The sequence below is a fragment of the Micromonospora sp. NPDC047730 genome (assembly GCF_043204765.1).
Classification (GTDB): Bacteria; Actinomycetota; Actinomycetes; order Mycobacteriales; family Micromonosporaceae; genus Micromonospora.
This window is the reverse complement of record NZ_JBIDCU010000017.1, coordinates 27,559-53,717: the sequence shown is the minus strand read 5'-3', so window position 1 is coordinate 53,717 and position 26,159 is coordinate 27,559. Positions and strand designations below refer to the sequence as shown.

The window sequence follows — 26,159 nt, the reverse complement described above, 5'->3', positions numbered from 1 at the left end:
GCCCGACGGGCCGGGCTCTGCCGGCCGCCCCGGGCGGTCCGTGCCCGGCGGGCGTTGCCCGCGTCGGGACGGGCGGCCGGGCGGGGTGGCCCGCCAGACGGTGAGGGCGGCGGCGGTCGCGGCGACCACGGCCACGCCGAGGAGCCAGCCGGCCAGCACGTCGCTGGTCCAGTGCACGCCGAGGGCGACCCGGCTGAAGCCGGTCACCAGGGCGAGCAGCAGCGCGGCGGCGACCATCATCCGGCGGGCGACCGGCCCGGCGTGCGGGAGGAACACCACCAGCAGCACCCCGGCGGCCAGGGCGGCGTTGAGCGCGTGCCCCGACGGGAAGGCCAGACCGGGCGCCTGGGCCACCGGGTCGGGCAGGTCGGGCCGCGACCGGCCGAAGAGCAGCTTGAGCAGCGGGCTGAGCAGGCCGCCCACCGTCATCGTGACGGCGACCCAGACCGCCAGTTGCCGGGCCCCCCGCCGCACCAGCCAGAGGACCAGGACCAGTGCGCCGACACGCAGCGGCATCGGGGCGAACACGTCGGTCCAGAGGGACATCAGGCGTACCCACGCCGGGTGCTCGGCGGCGTAGCCGGCCAGCGCGTCGGTCACCGCCGTGTCCAGCCGGCGCAGCGGGGGCCAGTCTCCCAGGACCAGGAGCGCCAGCAGCGTGAACGGCACCACCACCAGGAACGCGGCCCCGACGGCGAGGGTGAGCCGCAGGCTGCGGGAGTGGTCAGGGTGCAGGCGGCGGCTGCGCCACGAGGGTCGCGGCGGCGCGGCGAGGGTACGCGGGCCCGGCGTGCTCATGACATCCGTTCTACCCGGTACCCGGGCCGGCCAGACGCGGACCGGGCAGTCGGATCGCCCTCGCCGTGCGGGTGCTGGTCGGGTCGGCCCGGCCGCCGCCCCAACCCGCCGGCTCGGGCTGCCAACTCGCCCGCCGGCTCGGATCGCCGACTCAGCTCGCGGGCGGGCGGCGCTCCACCCGGGCCGGGCGAGGCGGGGCGGCCGGTGGGGTCCACTGGCGGAACCGGCGCACCATCAACGCCGCCCCGGTGAGCAGGGCGACGAAGAGGGCGGCCCCGGCCCAGAGCCGCTCCGGCGTGGCCTCCTCGTGCGTGCCCGCCGGCTGCGCCGCCCAGTGGGTCTGCCCACGCGGCACGGTGAGGCCGAGCCGGTCGCTGCCGGCCCCGGAGACGTCGGCCTGCGCCGAGCCGGGCGCGGGACCGAACCCGACCACGCCCGGCGAGGAATGGTCGTCGAGCGGGTTGCGGCCCACCGGGGTCACCTCGGCGTCCAGCGCGGCGACCGGGTCGACCAGGCCGTACCCGAAGCGGTCGTCCCGACCGGTCGGGCCGATGTCGCGGGCGGTGGTCAGCAGCCGGTTCACCACGTCGCCGGCGGAGAGCTGCGGGTAGCGGGCCCGCACCAGCGCGGCGGTGGCGGCGACCAGCGGCGCCGCGAAGCTCGTGCCCTGCACGCGCCAGTAGCCGCCGGGGCGGGCCCCGACCAGGCTGGTGGCCGGGGCGGCGAGCGCCGTGGCCCGCCCGGTGATCGACCCGGACCAGAGGTCGTCGCTGTCGCGGTCCAGCCCGGCGACCGCGATCACGCCGGGCTCCCGGGCCGGGTACCAGACCTCTGAGCTGGACGAGGTGGCCACGTTGCCGGTGCAGGCGATCACCACCACGTCCCGGGCGAAGGCGTAGTCGATCGCGGCGGCCAGGGCGGCGCTGTCGCCGCTGCCGCCGAGGGACAGGTTGATCACCTGGGCGCCGTTGTCCACGGCCCAGCGCACAGCCTTGGCGACGATCATCGCGTCGTCGTAGCGGTTCTCGGCGTCGAGGACGCGGACCGGAAGGATCCGGGCGTCGGGCGCGAGGCCCACCGCGCCGCGCTTGTCGTCGTTCCGCCCGGCGATCAGCCCGGCCACGGTCGTGCCGTGGCCGACCGGGTCGGGCTCGTCGGCGGAGCCCCCGGGGTCGACCAGGTCGAGGCCGGGCAGCACCTGGCCGGCCAGGTCGGGGTGGGAGGCGTCCACCCCGGAGTCGATCACCGCGACGGTGACCCCGCGCCCGGTCGAGCTGCGCCAGGCCGCCTTCGCCTGCAACGCGTCGAGCTGCCACTGCTCGTCGCGGATCTGGTCGGGGCGGCTCTGGCTGTCGGTGGGCGCGAGCGGCACCGGGACGGCGGCGACCGGCTGGGCGGCGGCGACCGGTCGGGGGGCGGCGTCGGCCGGGGTGACCGGACCGGCAACCGAGGCGACGGCAGCCGCCACCCCGAGCAACGCGCGTCCGGCGATCCGCCGGCCCGCCGGCGGACAGCTGTGCCGCACCGTGGTCACATCCTCAAGCCGTTCATCCCAGACGCAAACATGACGATCGGAGATTACCGGTTCCCCGCGGCCTTGCGGGGCGATCCGGGGACACCCGTCACGGCGACGGCAGATACGCCAGCTGGACCAGCCGTACGCCCTCGCGCCGGGTGACGAGCCGGCCGCGCCCCGGGGGCAGCGGCCCGGGCCGGACCGGACCGACCAGCGCCCCCTCGTCCGGGCTGCCCGCCATCACCAGCCCGGCCGTGGACAGCTCGCGGAGACGCTGCACGATCGGCTCGTACTGGGCCCGGCCGGCGCCGCCGGAGCGTCGGACGAGCACCAGGTGCAGCCCGACGTCCCGGGCGTGCGGCAGGTGCTCCTCCAGCGCGCGCAGCGGGTTGGCCGGCCCGCCGGCCACGAGGTCGTAGTCGTCCACGAGCACGAACAGCTCCGGCCCGGACCACCACGACCGCTCCCGCAGTTGCGCGGGAGTGACCTCCGGCCCGGGAGCCCGGCCGTGCATGTAGCCCGCGGCCGAATCGATCAGCTCGGTGGTGTGCGCCGCGGCGGAGCCGTACCCGATCAGGTGCGGGGCCTCGGTGAGGTCCGACAGGCTGCGCCGGTAGTCGACCAGGATCACCCGGGCCTGCTCGGGGGTGAACCGGGTGATGATCGAGGTGGCCAGCGCGCGCAGGAACGACGACTTGCCGCACTCGGCGTCGCCGAAGACCACGAAGTGCGGCTCGGTGGCGAAGTCCAGCACCACCGGGCGCAGGTCCGCCTCGGCGATCCCGACCGGGATGCGCAGGCCGGTGGTCGAGGTCAGGTCCAGCTCGGCGTACGGGAGCACCGGCGGCAGCAGCCGCACCGGGGGCGCGGCCGGCCCCGTCCAGCTCCCGACGACCCGCTTGACGAGATCGGTGGTGTCCCCGCCGGAGGCGGCCAGCAGCGGCAGCGCGGTGAGGAAGTGCAGGCTCTCCGCGGTGACGCCCCGGCCGGGGGTCTTCTCCGGCACGTTCGCCGCCGCCCGGCGGGCCACCAGCGAGTCGGACGGGTCGCCGAGGCGCAGCTCCAGCCGGGAACCGAAGAGGTCCCGGATCGCCGGCCGGAAGTCCAGCCAGCGCACCGCCGTCGCCACCACGTGCACCCCGTACGACAGGCCCCGGGTGGCCAGGTCGGTGACGAGCGGCTCCAGGTCGTCGTACTCGCCGCGCAGGGTGGTCCAGCCGTCCACCACCAGGAACACGTCGCCGAACGGGTCGGCGCCCGGGCCGGTGCCGGCCGCCGCGGCCCGCCGCTGCCGCCAGGCGGCCATCGACTCCACGCCCAGCTCGGCGAAGCGGCGTTCCCGGTCGACCAGCAGGGTGGCGATCTCGCCGACCGTACGCCGGACGGCCGTCGGGTCGGCGCGGCCGGTGACGCCCCCGACGTGCGGCAGGTCGCGCAGCGCGGCCAGCCCGCCGCCGCCGAAGTCGAGGCAGTAGACCTGCACCTCGGCCGGGGTGTGGGTGAGCGCCAGCGCGCAGATCAGCGTGCGCAGCGCCGTCGACTTGCCGCTCTGCGGCCCGCCGACGACCGCGACGTGCCCGGCGGCGCCCTCCAGCGACAACCAGAGCAGGTCGCGGCGCTGCTCGAAGGGCTTGTCGACCACCGCCACCGGCACCTGCAACGCGCCGTGCAGCTCCGGGTTGCCGAAGGCGAGCCCGCGCGCCGGGTCGGCGGCGACCGGCCCGAGCAGCTCGTCCAGCGCCGGCGCCCGCCCGAGCGGGGGCAGCCAGACCTGGTGCGCGGGCGGGCCCTGGCCGGCCAACCGGTCGACCATCAGCTCCAGCAGGCTCCCGGTCTCGCCCTCGTCGGCCGAGGGCAGGGCGGGCGGCCCGACCGGCTCCGGCTTCGGCACGAGGTGCGTGGAGAAGGCGAGCAGGCGCGGGGCTCCCGCGCCGCCCGCGCCCGGTGCCGCGCCGCGCCGGCGGAGCGCCCCGGAGACGTACGCGGCCTTGAACCGCACCAGCGGCTCGGTGCCGAAGCGCAGGTAGCCGTGCCCGGGGGAGCGGGGCAGCTCGTGCGCGTCCGGCACGCCGAGCACCGTCCGGGACTCCAGCGCGGAGAAGGTCCGCAACCCGATCCGGTACGACAGGTGGGTGTCCAGCCCGCGCAGCCGCCCCTCCTCCAGCCGCTGCGAGGCCAGCAGCAGGTGCACGCCGAGTGACCGGCCCAGCCGGCCGATCTGCACGAAGAGGTCGATGAAGTCGGGCTTGGCCGAGAGCAGCTCGGAGAACTCGTCGCAGATCAGCAGCAGCGACGGCAGCGGGGCGAGCGGGGTGCCGGCGGCGCGGGCGCGTTCGTAGTCGCGCAGGCTGGCGAAGTTGCCGGCCCGGCGCAGTAGCTCCTGGCGCCGCACCAGCTCGCCGTTGATCGCGTCGACCATCCGGTCGACCAGCGGGAGCGCGTCGGCCAGGTTGGTGATCACCGCGGCGGTGTGCGGGAGCCGGTCGAAGGAGGCGAACGTGGCGCCGCCCTTGAAGTCGATCAGCACGAAGTTGAGCTGCTCCGAGCTGTGCGTGGCGGCCAGCCCGAGCACCAGCGTGCGCAGCAGCTCCGACTTGCCGGAGCCGGTCGCCCCGATCAGCAGGCCGTGCGGCCCCATCCCGTCCTGCGCCGACTCCTTGAGGTCCAGCTCGATGGCGCCGCCGTCGGCGCCCACCCCGATCGGCACCCGCAGCCGCTCCCGGGCGGAGCGGGGCGCCCAGCCCTGCTCGGCGGTGAAGCCCTCCGGGTCGCCCAGACCGAGCAGCTCGGGCAGGCCCGGCTCGGCGCCCGGCGGGGCGTCCGGGCCGCGTACGGCGGTGGCCAGCCGCAGCGGGGCCAGCCGCCGGGCGATCGCCTCGGCGTCGACCGGGTCGAGCCGGTCGGCCGTGCCCACCTCGGCGTGCCCCTCGGCCGAGTGGGAGTGCAGCCGGCCGTGGCGCAGCTCCAGCAGCAGCGCGAACCGGTCGAGCAGGCGCGGCGGCGGGGTGTCCAGGTCGATCACCGTAACCGCGTCGATGCCGCCGTCCCCGGTCAGGTCGGTGGCGCCGGTCAGGTCGCCCCCGTCGAGCACCACCACCACGTGCGGGCCGTCGGTGGCGGGCCCGGCCGGGCTGAACCGGGACCGGCTGGCCAGCACCTCGTCGAGCAGCCGTTCCAACTCGGCTGCGGCGCTGGTGACCAGCCGCACCGGGCCGAGGGCGTCGGTGCGGGTGGGGTGGTGGGCGTGCGGCAGCCACTTGACCCACTCCCAGGCGGCCCGCCGCTCCGGCCCGGCGCAGACCGCGACGAGCAGCTCGTCCGGGGCGTGGAAGACCGCGAGCTGGGCGAGCATCGCCCGGGCCAACGCCTGGCCGGCCGACCCGTCGCCCGGACCGCCGGTGGCGTCCCGGACGAAGACCCGGGCGAAGCTGCGCAGCGAGAGTGCCACCGGCAGGTCGGGCACCACGGAGTACGCGTCCAGGAACCGGCGCAGCGCGCCCGCCGTCATCGGCTCCAGTTCCTCGAGCGGGCGGGTGACCGGCGGGACCAGCGGGGTCGCGAGGGTCTGCGGGCCGACGGCGACCCGGACCACCGCGAAGTCCGGGTCGGCGGGGCGCCGTTCCCAGACCCGGTGGCTGTCGACGGTCGACCAGAGCCGGCCGGGATCCGGGTGCCGGTAGTAGAGCCCGGCGCGCTGCTGCCCGGCGGTGTGCCGGACCCGACGCCGCAGCGCCGTCAGGTGCCGCAGGTACTCCCGCCGGGCGGCCATCATCTCGGACTTCTTCGGCATGCCGGAGGCGCTGCCCCACGAGGTCACCAGCATGGCCAGCGAGGAGAGCCCGAACATGCCCCCGACCACGTACGAGTACGCCCCGCCGCCGCGACCGAACATCATCGCCATCGCCACCGTGCCGCCGAGCATCGGCAGCACCATCAGCAGCTGCTGCCAGCGCCCGCCGGTGACGGCGGGGATCTCCGGCGGCGCGTCCACCGGCAGCTCGCCGACCGGGATCTCCGGTGCCGGACGTCGGGGTGGCCGCTTGATGACGACAGTGGACACTCGACCTCCTGACAGCGCTCGGTGACCCGAGCCCGACACATGGTAGGTAAAGTCCTGTCGTCCGCGCAGCCACCAATCCCGTTCGATATGGAGACCGGTCGATGACAATCGGGTTGGCCCGGGTCACCATCAGCGCCCCCCAGCGGCGGGTCGACGTCGCCCTGCCCGAGCAGGTGCCCCTGGCCGAGCTGCTGCCCGAGGTGCTGCGGCACGCCGGCGAGGGCCTCGCCGACGACGGCGAGCGGCACGGCGGCTGGGTGCTGCGGCGCACCGACGGCGTGGTGCTCGCCACCGCGCAGGCGCTGCTGCCGCAGGGCGTCCGCGACGGGGAGGTGCTACACCTCGTGCCGGCCCGCGCGCAGTGGCCCGAGCTGGAGTACGACGACGTGGTCGAGGCGATCGCCGACGGGGCCCGGCGGCGCGGCGGCGCGTGGTCGCCCGCCGCCACCCGGGCCGCCGCCCTGGCCGGGGCGGCCGTGCCGCTGGCCGTCGGGCTGCTCGCCCTGGCGGCCGGCGGGCCCGGGCACCGGGCCGGCTGGCCGGCCGCCGCCGTGGTGGCGCTGCTGCTCACCCTCGCCGGGGTGGTGGCGTCCCGCGCCCACGGGGACGCCTCGACCGGCGCGACGCTCGGCGGCTACGCCCTGCCGTACGCGGCCCTTACGGGCGCCCTGGCGGTCAGCTCCGGCGACCCGGTCGGGCCGGTCGCCGGCCTGCGCTGGCTCGGGGCACCCGAGCTGCTGGCCGGCTCGGTGGCGCTGCTGCTGGTGTCGGTGCTCGGGCTGGTCGGCATCGCCACCCGGCTCCGGGTCTTCGTGGCCGGCGCCACCGCGGGGTCCGCCGGCGCGCTGGCGGCGCTCGGCGGCCTGCTGCTCAGCCCGGCCGGGACGGCGGCGGTCCTGCTCTGCGTGCTGGTCTTCGCCGTGGGCGCGGTCCCGCTGCTGGCCATCCGGCTCGGCAAGGTGCCGCTGCCCCCGATCACCCTGCCGACCGGCGAGCCGGGCGACGCCGACCGGGCCCGGGACCTGCCCGACCGGGACCGCGTCTACGCGGCGGTCGCCCGCACCGAGGAGATGCTCACCGGGATGCTGCTCGGGCACGCCGTGCTGGCGGTGTCCGCCGCGCTGGTCCTCGGCCTCTCCGGCGGGCTGGCCGGCCGGCTGCTGGTGGCGGTCGCCGCGACCGTGCTGCTGCTCCGCTCCCGGCTGTTCGTGGCGCTGCGCCACCGGGTGCCGACCGTGGTCGCCGGCCTCGCCGGGTACGCCGTGCTGGGCGCCGTCCTCGCCGAGCGCTCCGGTCCGGCCGGTCGGCTCGCGCTGGTCGTCGCCGGGCTGGCGCTGGCCCTGCTGGCGGTGGCCGCCGGCACCACGTACGCCCGCCGTCCGGTCTCCCCGTACGTCGGTCGGGTCGCCGACCTGACCGACACCGCCCTGGTGGTCTCCGTGGTGCCGGTCGCCTGCGCGGTGCTCGACCTGTACGAACGGGCCCGGGGGCTGCTCGGCTGAGCGGCCCCCGGGCCCGTCGACGTCCGGTTCCGGGTCAGTGCGTGGACTCGCCGCGCTCCTCGGCCTCCCTGGCGCGCCGGTACGACGCCGCGATCTCCGCCTCGGCCTCCTGCCGGCCGACCCAGGTGGCGCCCTCGACCGACTTGCCCGGCTCGAGGTCCTTGTAGACCTCGAAGAAGTGCTGGATCTCCAGCCGGTCGAACTCGCCGAGGTGGTGGATGTCGCGCAGGTGCTCCTGGCGCGGGTCCTCGTAGGGAACGCAGAGGACCTTGTCGTCGCCGCCCTTCTCGTCCGTCATCCGGAACATGCCGATGGTGCGGCACCGGATCAGGCAGCCCGGGAAGGTGGGCTCGGGCACCAGCACGAGCGCGTCCAGCGGGTCGCCGTCCTCGCCCAGGGTGCCCTCGATGAAGCCGTAGTCCGCCGGGTACTGCGTGGAGGTGAAGAGCGTGCGGTCCAGCCGGATCCGGCCGGTCGCGTGGTCGACCTCGTACTTGTTGCGGTGACCCTTCGGGATCTCAACCGTCACGTCGAAATCCATCTGCACGCTCCCTCGTTTGCCCACGCTGGCTAACGGAAACCAGCGGCACGCCGCTCCCGTCGGGTTAATGCCCACCCGCCGGCTCCGGCCGCCGCATAGTGTTCGGACCGAAGTAGTGTCACCCAAGCAGATTTCGCGGGGGGAGGAGGGGGTCGTGGGGAGGGAAGATTCACACTACCGCCCGGAGGCCGGTGCTGGACGGGGGACCGGGCGATCTGCTTCCGGCGGGGCCACCGGGCGCTTCCCGGTGCCCGACGCCCACCTTCCCCGCACGCCCGGGTCCCCCGGCGACGCCGGCCCGGCCGCGTACGGCCCGCCGCCCGGGCCGACCGACCTCTGGGCCGCCGCCGCGACCCGCCCCGTCGGCGGACCGCCCGGCCCGGGCGCCCCGCCCCCGGCCGCGCCCCCGGCGTCCGGCCCGGCGCGCCGCCGGGTCCTGCCCGTCGCGCTGGCCGCGGTGCTCGTGCTCGTGCTCGCCGCCGTCGGGATCGCCGTGGTCCGGCCGGGCCCCGTCGCCGAGTGGCTGGGCGACGAGCCGGCCGACCGGAGGGCGGCGCAGGCGGCGGAGCCGGCGCCCGTGGCGGTGCTGTCCGGCGCGGACGCGAACGCCCCGCTGCCCACCCCCGAGAAGGTACGCGCCGCGCTCGCCCCGCTGGTGGACGTGCCCGCGCTCGGCGACCGGGTCAACGTCTCGGTGGCCGACGTGGTCACCGGCCAGCCGCTCTTCGGCCAGGGCGAGGACGACGGCACCGTGCCCGCCTCGGTGACCAAGCTGGTGACCGGCGTGACGGTGCTCGCCGCGCGCGGCCCCGCGTACCGCATCCCGACCCGGGCGGTCGCCGGCCCGAACCCCGGCGAGGTGGTGCTCGTCGGCGGCGGCGACCCGACGCTGGCGGTCGACAAGAAGGGCTTCTACGCCGGGGCGGCGCGCCTGGACGACCTCGCCGCCCAGGTGCGCACGGCGCTCGGCGGCACGGAGCCGACGAAGGTGACGGTCGACTCGTCGCTCTACTCCGGCCCCGTCCACGAGCCGGGGTGGGACGAGGACATCCCCACCGGCGGTTACGGCGGCGCGATCACCGCGCTGATGACCGACGGCGCCCGCAGCGACGTGCCGCGCGCCAAGAAGGACGACGCTGCCGGCAACCACTGGGCCGAGCGGGCGACGCAGCCCGACCTCGCGGCCGGCCGGGCCTTCGCCCGGCTGCTCGGCGTGCCGGCCGACACGGTGAAGCGCGGCACCGCTCCCGCCGCGGACGGCGCCGCCGCCACCGGCACGCCCGGGCCCGGCGCCGAGCTGGGCAAGGTGGAGTCGCTGCCGATGGTCCGGCTGGTCGACATCATGATCAGCGACAGCGACAACATCATCGCCGAGGCGCTGGCCCGTCAGGTCGCGCTGGCTCGCAACGAGCCCGCCTCCTTCGAGGGCGCCGGTGCGGCGATGGACGCGGTGGCGGGGGAGCTGGGCCTGCCGGCCGACGAGCTGTCCCTCGCCGACGGCAGCGGGCTGTCGCGCAGCAACCGGATCAGCCCCTCACTGCTCACCGACCTGATCACGCTCGCCGGCGACGGCAGCCGCCCCGAACTGGCCGCGATCTTCGGCGGCCTGCCCGTGGCCGACTGGTCGGGCACCCTCGCCGACCGGTACGGCACGGCGGCGACGAAGGCCGGCGCCGGGGTGGTCCGGGCCAAGACCGGCACCCTGACCAAGGTGCACGCGATCGCCGGCGTGGTCAGCACCGCCGACGGGCGGCTGCTCACCTTCGCGGTGCTCACCGACGCGGTGCCGCCGGACGGCCTGGAGGCCGCCCGGGTGGCGCTGGACCGGATCGGCGCCGCCCTGGCCGGCTGCGGCTGCCGCTGACCGGACAGGGCAGGGCGCGACCGGCGTCGATCACGCCGACGCGAGCCCGGGCCGGGGTGTCCCGGCGCGGGTACGGTGGGTGCATGGCGCAGTTCGTGGACTGGGATCTGGCCGCCGCGACCGCGGGGGCACTGGGCAAGTCGGGCCCCCGGGTGTCGTACGCCGAGGCCACCGACGTCGTCGGCGACCTGCGGCGGCTGACCGACGAGGCGGCGGGGCACGTCGCCGACTACACGGGGCTGCGCTCGCAGGTGTCGCACCCGCCGGTGCGGGTGGTGGACCGCCGGGACTGGGCGGCCGCCAACATCGCCGGGCTGCGCGAGGTGATCACGCCGCTGGTCGGCCGGCTCACGAAGGACAAGCAGCCCGGCCCGCTGACCGAGGCGATCGGCTCCCGGCTGACCGGCGTGCAGGCCGGCACCGTGCTGGCGTACCTCTCCGGCCGGGTCCTCGGCCAGTACGAGGTGTTCTCCGCCGACCCCGGGCAGTTGCTGCTGGTCGCGCCGAACATCGTCGAGGTGGAGCGGAAGCTGGAGGCCGATCCCCGCGACTTCCGGCTCTGGGTCTGCCTGCACGAGGTGACCCACCGGACCCAGTTCACCGCCGTGCCCTGGATGCGGGCGTACTTCCTCAGCGAGGTGCAGGCCTTCGTGGACGCGTCGTCGAGCGGCGGCGAGCACCTGCTGGAGCGGCTGCGCCGGGGCGTGGCCACCCTCGCCGACGCGGTGAAGGACCCGGAGAGCCGCACCAGCGTGTTGGACATCGTGCAGACCCCGGCGCAGCGGGCTGTGCTGGACCGGCTCACCGCGCTGATGACCCTGCTGGAGGGGCACGCCGAGTTCGTCATGGACGGCGTCGGCCCGGAGGTGATCCCGAGCGTCGAGCGGATCCGGGCGGGCTTCAACCGGCGCCGGGAGGCCGGCAACCCGCTGGAGAAGGCCATCCGGCGGCTGCTCGGCGTGGAGGTCAAGATGCGCCAGTACGCCGAGGGCCGCAAGTTCGTGCACGGGGTGGTCGACCGGGTCGGCATGGACGGCTTCAACAAGATCTTCGGTTCGCCGCTCACCCTGCCCCGGCTGGAGGAGCTGGGTGACCCGGACGCCTGGGTGGCCCGGGTACACGGGCCGGTCGGTCCGGTCCAGGCCACGGGCTGACCGTACGCCGTGGCCGCGCTCGCCCCGCCGGTGGCCGCGATCCGGGTGGCGGTCCGCCGCGCACTGGCCGACCTGCCGCCCGGGGGCCCGGTGCTGGTCGCCTGCTCGGGTGGGGCGGACTCGCTCGCGCTGGCCGCCGCGACCGCGTTCGTGGCGCCCCGGCTGGGTCGCGCCGCCGGCCTGGTGACGGTCGACCACGGCCTCCAGGAGGGCTCGGCGCAGCGGGCCGCGGCGGTGGCGGCGTGGGCCCGCGAGATCGGCCTGGCGCCGGTCGAGTCGGTGCGGGTCGACGTCGCCGGGCGACCGGGCGGGCCCGAGGCGGCCGCCCGCGAGGCCCGCTACCGGGCGCTCGCCGAGTCGGGCGGCCGGTACGGGGCGGCGGCGGTGCTCACCGGGCACACCCGCGACGATCAGGCGGAGACCGTGCTGCTCGCGCTCGCCCGTGGGGCCGGCCCGCGCGGCCTGGCCGGGATGCCAGCCCGGCGGGACCTCGACGGGGTGCCCCTGCTGCGCCCGCTGCTGGAGGTCGGCCGGGAACAGACCCGCAAGGCGTGTGCGGTGCTCGGGCTGAGCCCGTGGGAGGACCCGCACAACGCCGACCCCTCGTACGCCCGCGCCCGGGTGCGGGCCGACGTGCTGCCCGCCCTGGTCCGCGCGCTCGGGCCCGGGGTGCTGGACAACCTGGCCCGGACGGCCCGGCTGGTGGCGGCGGACAACGCCGTCCTCGACGAGTTGGCCGTCGCCGCGCTGGCCGACGTCCGCCACCCCGACGGGGGGCTCTCGGTGGGTGCCCTGGCCACCCTGTCGCCGGCGGTGCGCGGCCGGGTGCTGCACGCCTGGGCCCGGGAGCTGGGCGCCCCGCCCACCGCCCTGTCGCACCGGCACGTGGCCGCGCTGGAAACGCTGGTCACCGGCTGGCGGGGGCAGGGGGCGGCGTACCTGCCGGGCGGGCTGCGGGTGGTCCGCCGCGACGGCCGGCTCACCCCCGTCGTCCCCCGCTGACGGGTGTGTCACCGCAGCGCGGCTGGACCGAGGGAGGGGCGGCTCAGACCCCGACGCGGTCGCGGAAGGTGGCCCGGTAGGTCTGCGGCGTGGCGCCGACGCGGCGGGTGAAGTGGTGCCGCAGCGCCGCCGCGTCGCCGAAGCCGGCCCGGTCGGCGACCGCCTCCACGCTGAGCCGGGTCTCCTCCAGCAGCCGGCGGGCCAGCAGCACCCGCTGGTTGGTCAGCCAGTCGTGTGGCGTGGTGCCCGTCTCGGCCCGGAACCGCCGGGCGAACGTGCGCGGGGCCATCCCGGCCCGGGCGGCCAACTCGTCCACGGTCACCGGCCGGTCCAGGTGTCCCATCAGCCACTCCAGCACCGGCTCCAGGGTGGGTGCCTCGGGGGTCCTCGGAATGGGGGCCTCGACGTACTGGGACTGCCCGCCGTCGCGGTGCGGGGGGACCACCATCCGGCGGGCCAGCCGGGTGGCCGTCGCCGAGCCGTGCTCCTGGCGGACCAGGTGCAGGCAGGCGTCGATGCCGGCCGCCGTGCCGGCGCTGGTGATGAGGCGGTCGTCCTGCACGTAGAGCGAGTTGCACCGGACCTTCGCCGTCGGGTGGCGGCGTTGCAGCTCGTCGACGTACCGCCAGTGGGTGGTGCACTCCCGGCCGTCGAGCAGGCCGGCCTCGCCCAGCACGAACGCTCCGGAGCAGACGCTGAACACGTACGCCCCGCGGGCGGCGGCCCGGCGCAGCGCATCGAGCACCGGGGCCGGCACCGTGGAGCCGTGCTCGTGGGCCGGCACGGCGACCAGGTCCGCGTCCTCCGCCGGCCCGAGGTCCGCGTGTGGGGTCAGCTGGAAGCCCGACGTGGTGCGGACCGGCCCGCCGTCGGGGCTGCACACGTGGAACCGGTAGCCGGGGAACCCGTCGGCGGTGCGGTCGGTGCCGAAGACCTCGGCGAGGACGCCGAGCTCGAACGGGGCGACCCGGTCCAGGGCGAGGACGGCGACCGAGCGGAGCATGTGACGAGGGTAACCGCGCGGGTGGCAGGAAATCGAGGGGGAGTGGCATTCCTGCCGCTGTCCGGCCTGTGGTGCTCGGCGCAGACTGGGTGTAGTCCGGTGCGCACCGGCGGCGAAACCGACAGCAACCGTGCGAAAGCGAGCGCCGCCATGGAGTTCCTGTTCTTCCTCTTCTTCTTCCTTCTCCTCGCCGTGGCCTCGGCTGCCGGCCTCACCGCCGACAGCCGGGACTCGGCCGACTGGAAGCCGACCGACGACGGCCGCCGCTGGCGGTCGCGTACCTGCTGAGGTGATTGGTGACCTTCGCGCACTTCATCCCGTGCGGGACCGCTCCAAAAGGGGCGGCCCCGCCGACGGAGGCCATCCGGCGTACGGCAGGCTAGGAGCCATGGCTGACGGCTCCTGGTACGACGCCGACATCGACCACGTGATCATCTCCGAGGCGCAGATCCGCGAGAAGACTGCGGAACTCGCCAAGCAGGTCTCGGCGGACTACGCCGACGTCGATGACGGGCTCCTGCTGGTCTGCGTGCTCAAGGGCGCGGTGATGTTCATGGCCGACTTCGCCCGGGCGCTGGGCCGCAACGGGCCGCCCGCCGAGCTGGACTTCATGGCCATCTCCTCCTACGGCCAGGGCACCACCTCCTCCGGCGTGGTCCGCATCCTCAAGGACCTGGACCGGGACATCGCCGGCCGGCACGTGGTCGTCGTCGAGGACATCGTCGACTCCGGCCTGACCCTCTCCTGGCTGCTGCGCTACCTGGAGTCCCGCTCGGCGGCCAGCGTCGAGGTCGTCGCGCTGTTCCGCAAGCCGGACGCGGTCAAGGTGCCGGTGCCGGTGAAGTACGTCGGCTTCGACATCCCCACCGAGTTCGTCGTCGGCTACGGCCTCGACTTCGACGAGCGCTACCGCGAGCTGCCGTACGTCGGCGTACTCAAGCCCGAGGTCTACGCCCGGGCCTGAGCCCCTCTCGCATCGGCGTCCATCGAGCGGACGTTCAGCGGGCTCTCAGCCAGTCGGACTACGGTATAGGTCGGTGGCGTGGAGGCATCCTCCACGCCCGACCCTCGAACCGCAGGACCGGGCGACCGGGCGGTCGGGCGGCCGGGCGCGGGGCTCCCGTCACGTCGGCTGGACCCGGTCCGCCCGACGCGCAGCTGCTGGGCTCGCGAGCTCGCTCCGCGCGCGCACGATGTTCCGTTCGTGCGCGACTGCGGGGCTCGCAAGCTCACTCCTCGCGCACACGGTGTACCGTCGAATGACCGCGGCGCGGCAAACTTCGCGCCTCGGGGTCGAGTCGGCCCGCACGGCGGCTCGGGCCGCCGCAGGCGGCGACACCATCAGACGGACAGGACGTCGATCAGGAGGATGCGGGCGCCTCGGCGCTCGACAACAGCATGGAACGTACGCGTTTCTTCCGCCGACCGGTGGTCTGGATCATCCTGGTCATCCTCGGCGCCGTTGTGCTCAGTCAACTGTTCACCGCTGGTCCCAGCTACCACCGGGTGGACACTTCCGTTGCGCTCGACCAGCTCAACACCGGCAAGCCCGCGATCAAGAAGGTCGTCTTCCAGGACAAGGAACAGACGATCCAGCTCGACCTGGCCGAGAAGACCAAGTTCGGTGACACCACCACCGACCGGATCGAGGCGCAGTTCCCCTACGAGGTCGGCGACGAGGTCTGGAACGAGGTCCTCGAGGCCAAGGCCAACAACCGGGTCACCGGGCCGGCCGACGCCAAGGTGTCGTCCGACAGCATCTGGGTGAGCCTGCTGGTCAACCTGCTCCCGATCGCCCTGCTGGTGCTCCTGCTGCTCTTCTTCATGTCGCAGATGCAGGGCGGCGGCTCCCGGGTGCTCAACTTCGGCAAGTCCAAGGCGAAGATGATCACCAAGGACACGCCGAAGACCACGTTCGCGGACGTGGCCGGCGCCGAGGAGGCCGTCGAGGAGCTGCACGAGATCAAGGACTTCCTGCAGAATCCGGCGAAGTACCAGGCCCTGGGCGCCAAGATCCCGAAGGGCGTGCTGCTCTTCGGCCCGCCCGGCACGGGTAAGACGCTGCTGGCCCGCGCCGTCGCCGGCGAGGCCGGGGTGCCGTTCTACTCGATCTCCGGCTCCGACTTCGTCGAGATGTTCGTCGGTGTCGGCGCGAGCCGGGTCCGCGACCTCTTCGAGCAGGCCAAGGCGAACGCCCCGGCGATCGTCTTCGTCGACGAGATCGACGCCGTCGGCCGGCACCGCGGCGCCGGCATGGGCGGCGGCCACGACGAGCGCGAGCAGACCCTCAACCAGCTGCTGGTCGAGATGGACGGCTTCGACACCAAGGGCGGGGTCATCCTGATCGCCGCCACCAACCGGCCGGACATCCTCGACCCGGCGCTGCTGCGCCCGGGCCGCTTCGACCGGCAGATCCCGGTGGACGCCCCTGACATGGAGGGCCGCAAGGCGATCCTGCGGGTGCACGCCAAGGGCAAGCCGTTCACCCCCGACGTCGACCTCGACTCGGTGGCCCGGCGCACCCCGGGCTTCAGCGGCGCCGACCTGGCCAACGTCATCAACGAGGCCGCGCTGCTCACGGCCCGCAAGGACCAGCGGGCGATCAGCAACGACTCCCTGGAGGAGTCGATCGACCGGGTGATCGCCGGTCCGCAGCGCCGGACCCGGGTGATGAGCGACCAGGAGAAGAAGATCACCGCGTACCACGAGGGTGGGCACGCGCTGGTCGCCTGGGCACTGCCGCACGCCGCGCCGGTGCACAAGGTGACGATCCTGTCCCGCGGCCGGTCGCTGGGCCACACCCTGGTGCTCCCCACCGAGGACAAGTACACCCAGACCCGCGCCGAGATGGTCGACACCCTGGCGTACGCGCTGGGTGGCCGGGCCGCCGAGGAACTGGTCTTCCACGAGCCGACCACCGGCGCCGGCAACGACATCGAGAAGGCCACCCAGCTGGCCCGCGCGATGATCACGCAGTACGGCATGAGCTCCAAGCTCGGCGCGATCAAGTACGGCACCAGCGGCGACGAGCCGTTCCTCGGCCGCAACATGGGCCACGAGCGGGACTACTCCGACGCCGTCGCCGCCGAGATCGACGGCGAGATGCGGGCGCTGATCGAGCTGGCCCACGACGAGGCCTGGGAGATCCTGGTGGAATACCGGGACGTCCTGGACAACATCGTGCTGGAGCTGATGGAGAAGGAGACCCTCTCCACCGCCGACATGGCCCGGATCTGCGCCCGGGTGGCCAAGCGGCCGCCGATGGCGCCGTACAACGGCTTCGGCAAGCGCCAGCCCTCCACCGAGCCGCCGGTGCTCACGCCGGCCGAGAAGGAGGCGCTCAAGGTGCAGGCCCAGGCCGACGGCGCCCAGGCGACGGTCGGCGGCACCACCTCGACCAGCTCGAACAACTCGGACGGTACGCACTGAGCACCGACCCGACGGCCAGTTCCCGGGACGACCGGGGACTGGCCGTCTCCGCGACCGAGCCCGATGGCGACGACGGCCTCGACTACGTGGCCGCACGCCTGATCAGCGGCAAGCTCACCGGCCGACCCGTCGAGGACACCGTGGACCTCGGGCGGATCGAGAAGGCGGTCCGCGAGATCCTCATCGCCGTCGGGGAGGACCCGGACCGCGACGGGCTCCAGCAGACCCCGGCCCGGGTGGCCCGCGCGTACGCCGAGCTCTTCGCCGGCCTGCGGGTCGACCCGGCCCAGGTGCTCAGCACCACCTTCGAGGCCAACCACCAGGAGCTGGTGCTGGTCCGGGACATCGACGTGATGAGCCTGTGCGAGCACCACCTGCTGCCGTTCCGGGGCAGCGCCCACATCGGCTACATCCCGGGGCCGGACGGCCGGATCACCGGCCTGTCCAAGCTGGCCCGGCTGGTCGAGGTCTTCGCCCGGCGGCCGCAGGTCCAGGAGCGGCTCACCTCGCAGATCGCCGACCTGCTGATGGAGCGGCTCGCGCCGCGCGGCGTGGTGGTGGTGCTCGAGTGCGAGCACATGTGCATGGCGATGCGTGGCATCCAGAAGTCGGGTGCCCAGACCATCACCTCGGCCGTGCGGGGCACGCTCCAGCACGACGCCAAGTCGCGGGCCGAGGCGATGGCGCTGATCATCCCCCGCTGACCGCGACCGACCCGACCGGCCGGTCGACCCGCACTCCGGGTCGGCCGGCCGCTCGCGTGTCCGGACGCCGCGTGACGGCCCCGCTCAGCCGGCCAGCAACTTGCCTGTCCGGGCCCGCGCGACGGCTCCGCTCGGCCGGCCAACAACTTGCCTATCCGGGCGCGCGGCGGCTCTGCTCGGCCGGCCAACAACTTGCCTTTCCGGGCCCGCGCGGCGGCCCGCTCAGCCGGCCAGCATCGCGAGCAGCAGGCCCGCGCTGACCAGCACCGCCGGGACCAGGCACACCAGCGCGCCGAGCCGGGCCGTCCGGTCCACCCGGCCACCCTCCCCGGCCGGGAAGAGCCGCCCGACGCCGAGCCAGCCCGCCGCGAACGCCACCGCCGGCATCGGCAGCCCGCAGAGCAGCGCCGCCACGCTCGCCGCCCCGGGACCGGTCGCCACGAACAGCGCCACCTGGATCAGCGGCACCAGCAGGGCCAGCGGCGCGTACAGCAGCAGGTTGCGCGGGCGCGCCGGCCAGGCGGCCAGGCGGGGCAGGCCGCGCGCGGCCAGCGTGGCGTCCGCGGCGTCCGCGCGGCCCCGGGCGGCGCGGAGCGCGGACAGCACCGCGGCCGGCCCGCCCGCCATCGACCGGGCCGCCTCGGTCAGCTCAGGCGGCGTCGGGACCAGCGAGATCGGTGGTACGCCCCGCTCGCGCAGCCGGGTCTCCTGCGCCGCGAGTCGGGTGCGGACGGCGGTCAGCTCCTCGCGGGCAGCCTGCACCGACCGGGCCTGCTCACCGGCAGCGGTGGCCGCGTCCCGGCGTACCCCGTCGAGCTGCCGGGCGGCGGCGAGGTAGTCGGTCCACGCGGCGGACACCGGGTCGCCGCCCGCGACGGCCCCCGACGGCGCCGCCGCCTCGGGCCCACCCGGCGGCGGCCCGGCGGCGGACCGCTGGCGTCCCGGCCCGGCGTGCGCCGGCCTGCTCCGCGCCCCGCTGCGGGTCATGTCGGCTCTCCCTGCTCCGCGAAGGGAACCAGCACCGTGCCCTGCTCGCCCGGCCCGTCCCAGAGCACCGCCCGGCCAGGGCGGGGCCGCCACTCCACCGGCCGGCCGAAGACCGACGCGAGCTGGGCGCCGGGCAGGTCCACCACCGCCACCGCCGCGAGCTTGTCGACCTCGCCGTCGGGCTCCAGCAGCGCCGCGAAGGACGGCGCCGTGCGCCAGTGGCCGAGCAGGTGCCGCCCGGCGGGCGGGCCCTCCCGCAACAGCGCGCGCAGCCGCTCCGGGGGCAACTGCTCCGGCGACAACACATCCAGGCCGAAGACCACCAGGTATGCCGGCTCGGCGGCGTCCACGGCGGCGAGCAGGCCGGCGGCGTCCACCGTCTCGACCGGGTGCCGCCCGGCCAGCTCGGCCGCCAGCGCATCGGCCAGCGGGCGGCAGTCGTCGCCCGGCGCGGCGAGCACGAAGCGGGCCGTCCCCGGCGCGTGGTGGGCGGCGGTGCTGCGCGCCGCCGTGGCCAGCAGCCGGGCCGCCTCCGGGCCGGGGCCGAGGACAGCCAGGTTGCGCCCCGGGGCCGGCCCCAGCGGCACCGCGACCGTGCTCCGGGGCACGTCCACGGCCCGGCCCAGCAGGGCGGCGGGGCCGGACGCCCGCCCGGCCAGCGCGGCCCGGTGCCGCGGATCGTTACGCAGCAGCGGGCGGGCGTAACCGGCGAAGACCACCGGCGGGGCGGACCCCTCCGGTCGCGCCGACCAGAGCCGCTGCCGCAGCTCCCCGACCGTGTCGGGATGGTCCTGCGGGTCCGGGAAGCGGACCATCCGCTCGTGCCCCCGGATGGCGCCCCGGGGCCCGCCGAGCCCGCCCGCGGTGTTCACCACCGCGCTGCCCACCGGCAGCCCCGCCGCCGAGTCGTTGGTCGGCTCCAGCACCGCGCCCCCGCCGGGCAGCGCCACCCGCACCGGGAACTGCCCCAGCACCGAGTCGCGGTCCGTACGCGAGCCCAACCCCAGGTCGCCCTCGCCGGCCAGCACCAGGTGCACCCCGTACGCGCGCCCCGTGCGGGCCAACGTGTCCAGCCGGGCGGCGGCGTCCACGGCCAGCCGGTCCCGCTCGGCGAAGAGCAGCGGAAGATTGTCCAGCACGCAGACGATCCGGGGCATCGCGCGGTGCTGCCGCAGCTCGGCGAAGCGCTGCCCGCCCGCCCGGCCGCCAGCCTCCTCGCGGCGGCGCACCTCCGCCGTCAGCTCGTCGAGCAGGCTCAGCACGTACTCCCGGTCGGCCGCCATCGCCGCGGCCCGGACCTGCGGGATCCACGACCGGTCCCGCTCGGTCTGGAGGAACTCCACGAAGGACTCGGCGTCGGCGAGGTCCACCAGGTAGAGGGCCAGCTCCTCGGGACCGTACCGGGCGGCCAGACCGAGCAGCGCCGTGGTGAGGAAGGTGGACCGGCCCGCGCCGGAGCGGCCGCTGACCAGCCAGTGCGGGGTCAGCTCGGTGAACCCGAGCGACACCGCCCGCCCGCCCGCGTCGCCGACGGTCGTCGCGAGCCCGTCGGCCGCGGTCGCCGTCCACAACTCCTCGTCGGGCGGCGGCAGCAGGTCAGTCAGGGCCAGCCGGGAACCCGCCTCCACCTGCGCGGCCAACCGGCGACACACCGCGTCGACGAGGTCGCCGGGCGGATCCGCCTCGACGAAGACCGGCGAGTTCAACCCGCCCGGAGGCTCCGCGCCGGGGCCCGCGAACGACCCGCCCGGCGGATCCCCCAGCAGCGCGTACGCGTTGCGGATCGCCAGCGTGGTCGCCTGCGGCAGCGGGGCACGATCGGCGTACGGGCCCGCCGGGGGCCAGCCGGCCACCACGAGGTGCAGCCCGGCGGACCGGCCCTGCTCGGCCAGCGCTTCCACCCGGGTCAGGTCGGTGGGGCCCGTCAGGTCGGGCAGTGCCGCGATCACCAGCAGCAGTGTCCGGTCGTGCCGGCGACGCCCGCTCGCCCCCGGGGCCACCCACTGCTCGGCCTCGGTGAGCACGGCCCGCAGGCCCGCGACGTCCACCGCCGGGGGCGGCAGCAGGCCCGCGTCGGCGAGCGCCGCGAACGGCTCCAGCGTCGCACCCGTCGCGTCCACCGCGCGGACCAGCAGCGCCCCGGCCGGGGTCGCCGCCAGCAGCCGCAGCAGTACGGACCGGAGCAGCCCCGCCACCCGGGGATCCCGGGCGTCGGCGTCCACGGCGAGATGCCCCGTGCCGAGCAGCGGCACCAGCGCTGGGAAGCGCGCGTCGTCCAGCGGCGCCGCCGTGCCGACCCGGACGAAGGCGGGCGGCCCCTCGCCGGCGGGTGCGGTCGGGACGACCGCCTCCAGGGGAGCGCCCGCCCAGCCGGGGGCCAGCACCGCCGCCGCGGACCGGAGGCGGTCGGCCAGCTCGTACTGGCGGTGCTGGTCGGCGGGAACGGGACGGGTGTCGTCGAGGATGCCGGCGGCGGCGGTCGCGGTGGCGGCGGCCTGCCGGTGCAGTGCGGCGGCGCGGTTCGTCCGTGCCTTCGGACCGGTCACCGCGTCCACCCCCTCTGTCCGAGGTTGGCAACCCCTCCCCGCGCAGAGACGGTAACCCAGCCGGAGCGGCTCGTCCGGGATGCGCGGCGGCGCTGCGCCGGTGTTGTCGTGGATCTCACCAGAGGGGAGTGGTCCGTCACGATCCGCTGCATCTGGGGCATTGGGTCTCCGGCACCCAGCCGCTAGCCTCAGAGGGTGGAATCAGTGCAGCCCCCCGCCGGTTCCCAGGTCTCCCGCGTACCGGCGCAACGGCCCCCCTCCGACCACCTGGCGCCGCCGTCGCCGGCCCCGGCGCCGGAGCGGCCGAGGCGACGGGCGCGCACTGTGCTCACGGTCGTCGCGAGCATCCTCGCGGCGCTCTGTCTCGGCGGCGTGGCCGCCGGATACGTCCTCTACAACCGCGCGGCCGCTCCCGACCGCAGCGCGCCCGACGTGGTGGTGGACAACTACCTTCGGGCCTTCCTCGTGGATCGCAACGACACCCGCGCCGAGCTTTTCACCTGCGAGGAAGACACCGGGCTGAGCACGTTGTCCGGCCTGCGCAAGGAGATCGAGCAGCGCGAGGCCAACTTCGGTGTCGTGGTGCGAGTCAGCTGGGGACCTCTCACTCGGACCGAGACCGGAGAGGGCGAATCGGTCGCCACAACCCTCTCCATCTCCAGCTCCGCCAACGGGCAGCCCCGTAGCAGTCGCCGAGAGGACTGGGTGTTCGACGTGATGGACGGCGAAGAAGGATGGCGGGTTTGTGCTGGCCGGAAAACGGCCTGAACCGTCACTCGATCCAGAGCAGGTGGACCGGGACCTCCAGTGTGGTCGGTGACTGGCCCCGCCAGGCCCAGCGGTACCACTCCACTTCAGGCGTGACCCGCACGCAGATGTCCCCGTCGGCGCCCGAGTAGGTTTCGGTGACCGCCCGCAGGTCCCGGTGCTCGACAGACTCCACGACGTGTACGACCCGGCGGCCGGTGACGGCGTCCGCCTCGAAGACCGGGGTCGGCACACGGTGAGCCGGGGCGTCCAGGGAGACGAGACGGACGCCCGCCTCGCGGTCCACCGACGTGTCCGGCCGCCGGCTCCCCACCGTCTCCACCCAGACCCGCTCCACCGGAACCAGCGGCGCGAACACCTCCACCTGGTCGGACTCCGCCCGGTACCACTCGTGCTCGGGGAGCACGGGGACGTAGGTACGGCTGCCCTGCACCACCCGCTCGTCGGCCCGCAGGTCACCGCGCCAGCCGAGCCCGGGCAGGCCGACCAGGACCCGCCGCCCGCGCAGCTCGACCCGCCCGGTGGCCGGCACGATCTCGATCGGCCGGGGCGGCCGGGGGGCCCAGTCGGGCTGGTCGGCGAACGGGTCGGGGAGCGGCTCGTTCATGACGGCTGGCGCCTCACGCCGCGCCCTTGAGCGGCGCACCCCGCGACCGCATGAACGGCACCGGGTTGATCGCGCCCCGGCTGCTGCGATCCTCGTCCTTGTGCACCTCGAAGTGCAGGTGCGGGCCGGAGGAGTTGCCGCTGCTGCCCACCTCGCCGATGACCTCGCCGGCTTGGACGGTCTGGCCGACGGAGACCCGGGGCTTGCTCACCATGTGGCAGTAGCGGGTGATGAACCCGCCGGCGTGCAGGACGTCGACGAACCAGCCACAGCCGCCCTTGTCCGGCCAACCGTCGGCGTTGCAGCTGAGCCGTCCGCGATTGTCCGGGTCGCAACGGGAGACCAGGACGCGGCCGGTGGCGGCGACCCGGATCAGGGTGCCCTTCGGGGCGGCGATGTCTACCCCGTTGTGCCCGGGCCGGCTCGCCGTGCGGAAGCCCGACCCGACGCCGCCCGGGATGGGCGCCGTCCAACCCGAGGCGGCGATCTCCCCGCCGGCAGCGCGGTCACATGCCTGCTTCCCGCCGACGAGCACGGTCCGGGCCGCACCACCGGCCAGGGCGTTGACGATCTGCGAGGCGATTTCCTCGTGCTTGGCGTAGGCGTCCGGGAAGGCGCTGATCTGCACCGCCTGGGCGGCTCGCGTCAGCGGCATCCGCTCCCAGCCGGGTACCTTGACCAGCTTCTCGTAGAACTTCCGGGCGGCGTACTCGGGCGTCATCCGCTGGGCGACGCTGCCCCAGCTGGCCCGCTGCTGGAAGAGGCCGACAGAGTCGTGGTCGGCCCCCATGCCCTCGTTGGGCAGGTTCTCGGATTCGCCGACGGTCGAGTTCGCCAGGTTGCGCAGCCGGGACTCCTGCATGGCGGTCGCCACGGCGATGACCCAGCCGCGCGGCGGAACCTTCATCTCCTGCCCGACCTTGATGATCCGAGCGGCGTTGCGGAGTTCGACTTCGCCGTACTGGGACATTCGGGGCATGCTGCCCTGGATGTCGACCCGGAAGTCCTCCGTGCAGTCCAGGCTGGCCGACACCATCCGGTCATCCGCGTCACCGCCGAGTTCGGTGAGGAAGAAGGCGCCTGCGCCGCCGGTGCAGCAGAGGAGGGCGAACGTCGCGGTCAGCGCGGCGGCCAGGGCGCCGAGCCGGAGCTGTCGAGGGCGCGGTCGGGTCTCGTCGTTCATGCCTGCTCCCAGTCCACCGCGTCCACCAGCCACCGCCCGTCGGGCGCCACCAGTTCGAGGCGGAGCCGGCCCGCGTCTAGCGGGACCAGCACCTCGACGAAGTTCTCGGTCCGGGACCGGAGCGTGACGTCACCTTTGACCTGCCCGGCCGGCACCCCCGACGGGTCGGCGCCCGCCAGTTTCTCGGTCAGCGCCGGAGTCGACAGGGGACGCAGCCCCTCCTGCCACTGGTCCGCCGTGACGCCCGGCTTGCCCAGCCACGCCGCGACGAAGCGCTCGGCGATCTCCTCCGGCGTCGGCTCACCCGCGCGCGTGACCGGAGACGGGGGAGCGCCCGTCGAGAACGCCCCGTCGTCACCGGCGGTCGGGGCGACCGTGGTGATGGGTCGGCTCGGACGGTTGCTGAGCCCGCCCGTCGGGTCGCCGGGACCAGAGACCAGCCGGGCCGCCCCGATGACCCCGAACACGACCACGGCGAGAGCGAGCGCGATGCCGAACCGGGACCGCAGCACCCGGGTGACGAGGAATTCGACGGCCCGACGCACCGCACTCACCGCGCCTCGGAGCGGATCCGCGGCGCGGGCCGTGCCGGCTCACGCTCGGCCGAGCCCGGACGGTAGATGACGAATGACGGGTTCTCGTCGGGCACGTCCGGCTCGGTCCACGCGGCTGGCTGGCGCCGACGAGGCCGGGGCGCGACCGGGCGGGGAGTCTCCCGTTCCGCGGTTTCCGGCGCCTCGGCGGCCGACTCTTGGCCGTCCGGCCGCTGCCGCTCCTGATCGCCACCCGTGCGGGCGTGCGACGGGTCCTCCCGGCGGGCCTCCGGCCGCAGGGTGCTCTTCTCCGCCACGACGGCGCGACGCCGGCCCATCGCCGGCTCGGCCGTACCGCCGGGCTCCGCCACGTCGAGCCGGGCGGCCGTGCGCATGTCCCGGAAGAAGCGCCGGTGCCAGGAGCCGGCCGAACTGACCGCCTCGCTGCTGTCCTTGCCGCCGAGCTGGGTTATCCGGCGGTAGGGGCGCAGGAGCAGCCAGCCGACCACACCACAGAGCCAGACCAGCACCACCTGGAGCCAGCCCGGCAGCGTCGGCGTGCTCATGATCAGGTCCACCGCGAAGAGGTAGATGGCGGCGCCGGTGCCGAAGATGGCGATGTTGAAGACGGCGGCGACCACCGCGTTTCCCAGCCGGCGCAGCCCGGCGCTGGCCGGTCGCAGCAGGCCCACCGTGCCGAGGATCGGCGCGGCGATCACCGCCCAGCGGAAGATCAGGAAGCCCAGCAGCACCAGCAACGAGGCAGTCAGGTCGAACATCGCGAAGAGCACGGCGGCGAGCACCGCGATGAACCCGGCCCCGATCCGGTCCATGTCCCGGACCCCTTGGAGGTACTCGTACGCCTCCGGGTCCTCGGTCTCGATCTGCTGCGCCACCCTGGCCCACTGCTGCTGCTTCGCCTTGATGGTGGCCTCGCGGGTGGCCGGATTCGACCGGAGCTTCGCCGCTTCCTCCCACGAGAGCGACTTCGCGTCGTACAGAGCCGGGCCGTACTTCTTGGCGGTCTCGCTGTCGGCCGAGCCGAGCACCCCCCGCAGCCAGTTGCGGTAGAGCATGGCCTCGGTCGCCGTGTCACTGGCCCGGACGGCGGGCGGACGGTTGTCCTTGCACGCCTCGGGGTTCGGGTCGTCGCACTGGCTGGGTGGGGTGTCCTTGGAAGCCGGGCCGACAGCGTCGTGCACCACGCCCAGGGTGGTGACGAGGGTGCCGTCGGCGATGTTCGCCGACTTGACGGGCCAGGCGGCCAGGGCGGTCACCGCCACCATCACCAGCAGCGCCCAGCCCGCCGTGGTCATCGCGTTGCTCATGTCGGACTGGCGGGAGCGCCAGAGCAGGTAGAGACCGACCACGCAGAGCGTGACGATGCCGAAGACGCTGAACACCTTCTGGTAGACGGCCTTGGTCGCCTGGTCCACCAGCGGGTCCGCCCAGCCCCACATCGAGCGCGGATCCCAGGCGCGCTCCCGGAGCGCGTTCGAGGCGCCGACGATCGCCGTGGCCATCATGAACTCGCCGTTGGCCACCGTGTTGGTGAACTTGTAGTCCGGGTGTAGCACCGCAGTCGCGCAGCCGCTGTCGACGTCGTACGTCGAGTAGCTGTAACCGGCGTAGCCGTAGTCGCTGTAGAAGCCCTTCGGGCCCGGCTTCGTGGCCGACTCCGGACGCGAGGCGAACCAGCCGGCGAGCCCGGAGTCCGGGGCGCCGGGGGTCGGGGCGTTCCGGCACTTGACGTCGTCCTCGGCGACATCCTTGAGCTTGGCGACGCAGGCGCGGAAGTCGGCCTGCCACTCCGGAGTGGTGCAGAGGTCCGCCGAAGCCTGGGCGGTCAGCGGTGCCGGGGCGGCCGCGGCGGCGCCGAGGGCCGGCCAGCCGATCGTTGCCCCGGCGAGTACGCCGAGTGCGAGAAGGAACGCCGCCAGCCGTGCCCGGGCCCCGGCCATG

The 26,159-nt window shown here is 75.1% G+C and carries 19 protein-coding genes and 1 pseudogene; 9 read left to right on the top strand and 11 right to left on the bottom strand.

Features of this window, described 5'->3' with window-relative positions; genetic code table 11:
* Window positions 1-72: 72 nt before the first annotated feature.
* The 3 genes and pseudogenes from ACGF5G_RS28750 to eccCa all read right to left on the bottom strand — a co-directional run.
* A pseudogene (locus ACGF5G_RS28750) lies at window positions 73-798 on the bottom strand (phosphatase PAP2 family protein); the annotation flags it as partial.
* A gap of 151 nt (window positions 799-949) precedes the next feature.
* Entirely contained in the window at window positions 950-2,332 is a 1,383-nt protein-coding gene (gene mycP, locus ACGF5G_RS28745) for a type VII secretion-associated serine protease mycosin (protein WP_393268404.1), read from the bottom strand.
* An 88-nt stretch (window positions 2,333-2,420) separates the two neighbouring features.
* Window positions 2,421-6,374, bottom strand: coding sequence for a type VII secretion protein EccCa (gene eccCa, locus ACGF5G_RS28740; RefSeq protein ID WP_393268403.1), 3,954 nt, complete (start codon window positions 6,372-6,374; stop codon window positions 2,421-2,423).
* Window positions 6,375-6,475: 101 nt separating this feature from the next.
* Here eccCa and eccD point away from each other — a divergent pair, with 101 nt between their 5' ends.
* Entirely contained in the window at window positions 6,476-7,876 is a 1,401-nt protein-coding gene (gene eccD, locus ACGF5G_RS28735; protein WP_393268401.1) for a type VII secretion integral membrane protein EccD, read from the top strand.
* Between the two features lie 34 nt (window positions 7,877-7,910).
* On the opposite strand, the gene ACGF5G_RS28730 is transcribed toward eccD, so the two are convergent.
* Window positions 7,911-8,417 carry an inorganic diphosphatase gene (locus ACGF5G_RS28730; RefSeq protein WP_393268398.1) on the bottom strand — a complete coding sequence of 169 codons (507 nt, stop codon included), beginning with the start codon at window positions 8,415-8,417 and terminating at the stop codon, window positions 7,911-7,913.
* 436 nt (window positions 8,418-8,853) lie between these two features.
* Between ACGF5G_RS28730 and dacB the strand changes: the two genes are divergently transcribed.
* The 3 genes from dacB to tilS all read left to right on the top strand — a co-directional run bounded on the left by dacB (window position 8,854) and on the right by tilS (window position 12,437).
* Window positions 8,854-10,281 (top strand): D-alanyl-D-alanine carboxypeptidase/D-alanyl-D-alanine-endopeptidase, encoded by a 1,428-nt coding sequence (dacB, locus tag ACGF5G_RS28725; protein WP_393268582.1) that lies wholly within the window; start codon window positions 8,854-8,856, stop codon window positions 10,279-10,281.
* 83 nt (window positions 10,282-10,364) lie between these two features.
* A complete protein-coding gene (locus ACGF5G_RS28720; protein ID WP_393268395.1) occupies window positions 10,365-11,435 on the top strand; it encodes a zinc-dependent metalloprotease in 1,071 nt (356 codons plus the stop codon).
* 9 nt (window positions 11,436-11,444) lie between these two features.
* Window positions 11,445-12,437 (top strand): tRNA lysidine(34) synthetase TilS, encoded by a 993-nt coding sequence (gene tilS, locus ACGF5G_RS28715; RefSeq protein ID WP_393268393.1) that lies wholly within the window; start codon window positions 11,445-11,447, stop codon window positions 12,435-12,437.
* Window positions 12,438-12,480: 43 nt separating this feature from the next.
* Here tilS and ACGF5G_RS28710 read toward each other — a convergent pair whose 3' ends face one another.
* Entirely contained in the window at window positions 12,481-13,440 is a 960-nt protein-coding gene (locus ACGF5G_RS28710) for a GlxA family transcriptional regulator (RefSeq protein WP_393268390.1), read from the bottom strand.
* Window positions 13,441-13,482: 42 nt separating this feature from the next.
* Here ACGF5G_RS28710 and ACGF5G_RS28705 point away from each other — a divergent pair, with 42 nt between their 5' ends.
* The 4 genes from ACGF5G_RS28705 (at window position 13,483) to folE (ending at window position 17,573) form a co-directional block, all read left to right on the top strand.
* Window positions 13,483-13,728 carry a hypothetical protein gene (locus ACGF5G_RS28705; RefSeq protein ID WP_393268594.1) on the top strand — a complete coding sequence of 82 codons (246 nt, stop codon included), beginning with the start codon at window positions 13,483-13,485 and terminating at the stop codon, window positions 13,726-13,728.
* A gap of 100 nt (window positions 13,729-13,828) precedes the next feature.
* The gene (gene hpt, locus ACGF5G_RS28700; protein WP_357456518.1) at window positions 13,829-14,404 is read left to right on the top strand and encodes a hypoxanthine phosphoribosyltransferase; all 576 of its coding nucleotides are present in this window, start codon (window positions 13,829-13,831) and stop codon (window positions 14,402-14,404) included.
* A gap of 434 nt (window positions 14,405-14,838) precedes the next feature.
* Window positions 14,839-16,869: an ATP-dependent zinc metalloprotease FtsH gene (ftsH, locus tag ACGF5G_RS28695; RefSeq protein ID WP_393268387.1), complete on the top strand. Its 2,031-nt coding sequence runs from the start codon at window positions 14,839-14,841 to the stop codon at window positions 16,867-16,869.
* A 38-nt stretch (window positions 16,870-16,907) separates the two neighbouring features.
* The gene (folE, locus tag ACGF5G_RS28690; protein WP_393268581.1) at window positions 16,908-17,573 is read left to right on the top strand and encodes a GTP cyclohydrolase I FolE; all 666 of its coding nucleotides are present in this window, start codon (window positions 16,908-16,910) and stop codon (window positions 17,571-17,573) included.
* A gap of 222 nt (window positions 17,574-17,795) precedes the next feature.
* Here folE and ACGF5G_RS28685 read toward each other — a convergent pair whose 3' ends face one another.
* Entirely contained in the window at window positions 17,796-18,560 is a 765-nt protein-coding gene (locus ACGF5G_RS28685; RefSeq protein ID WP_393268384.1) for a hypothetical protein, read from the bottom strand.
* Entirely contained in the window at window positions 18,557-21,115 is a 2,559-nt protein-coding gene (locus tag ACGF5G_RS28680; RefSeq protein ID WP_393268382.1) for an FtsK/SpoIIIE domain-containing protein, read from the bottom strand. The genes ACGF5G_RS28685 and ACGF5G_RS28680 overlap by 4 nt, the downstream gene beginning before the upstream one ends.
* A gap of 195 nt (window positions 21,116-21,310) precedes the next feature.
* On the opposite strand from ACGF5G_RS28680, the gene ACGF5G_RS28675 reads away from it, so the two are divergent.
* Complete coding sequence (locus ACGF5G_RS28675; protein ID WP_393268379.1) at window positions 21,311-21,874, top strand: hypothetical protein; 564 nt, start codon at window positions 21,311-21,313, stop codon at window positions 21,872-21,874.
* Between the two features lie 4 nt (window positions 21,875-21,878).
* Here ACGF5G_RS28675 and ACGF5G_RS28670 read toward each other — a convergent pair whose 3' ends face one another.
* From ACGF5G_RS28670 to ACGF5G_RS28655, 4 genes are read right to left on the bottom strand one after another with little or no spacing between them, the layout of a single operon-like run.
* On the bottom strand, window positions 21,879-22,481 hold the full coding sequence (locus tag ACGF5G_RS28670; RefSeq protein ID WP_393268377.1) for a hypothetical protein: 603 nt from the start codon (window positions 22,479-22,481) through the stop codon (window positions 21,879-21,881).
* Between the two features lie 13 nt (window positions 22,482-22,494).
* Complete coding sequence (locus ACGF5G_RS28665; protein WP_393268374.1) at window positions 22,495-23,664, bottom strand: M23 family metallopeptidase; 1,170 nt, start codon at window positions 23,662-23,664, stop codon at window positions 22,495-22,497.
* Complete coding sequence (locus ACGF5G_RS28660; protein WP_393268372.1) at window positions 23,661-24,218, bottom strand: hypothetical protein; 558 nt, start codon at window positions 24,216-24,218, stop codon at window positions 23,661-23,663. Before ACGF5G_RS28660 ends, ACGF5G_RS28665 begins: the two co-directional genes overlap by 4 nt.
* Window positions 24,215-26,158, bottom strand: a complete 1,944-nt coding sequence (locus tag ACGF5G_RS28655; RefSeq protein ID WP_393268369.1) for an MFS transporter — start codon at window positions 26,156-26,158, stop codon at window positions 24,215-24,217. Before ACGF5G_RS28655 ends, ACGF5G_RS28660 begins: the two co-directional genes overlap by 4 nt.
* Window position 26,159: the final 1 nt, after the last annotated feature.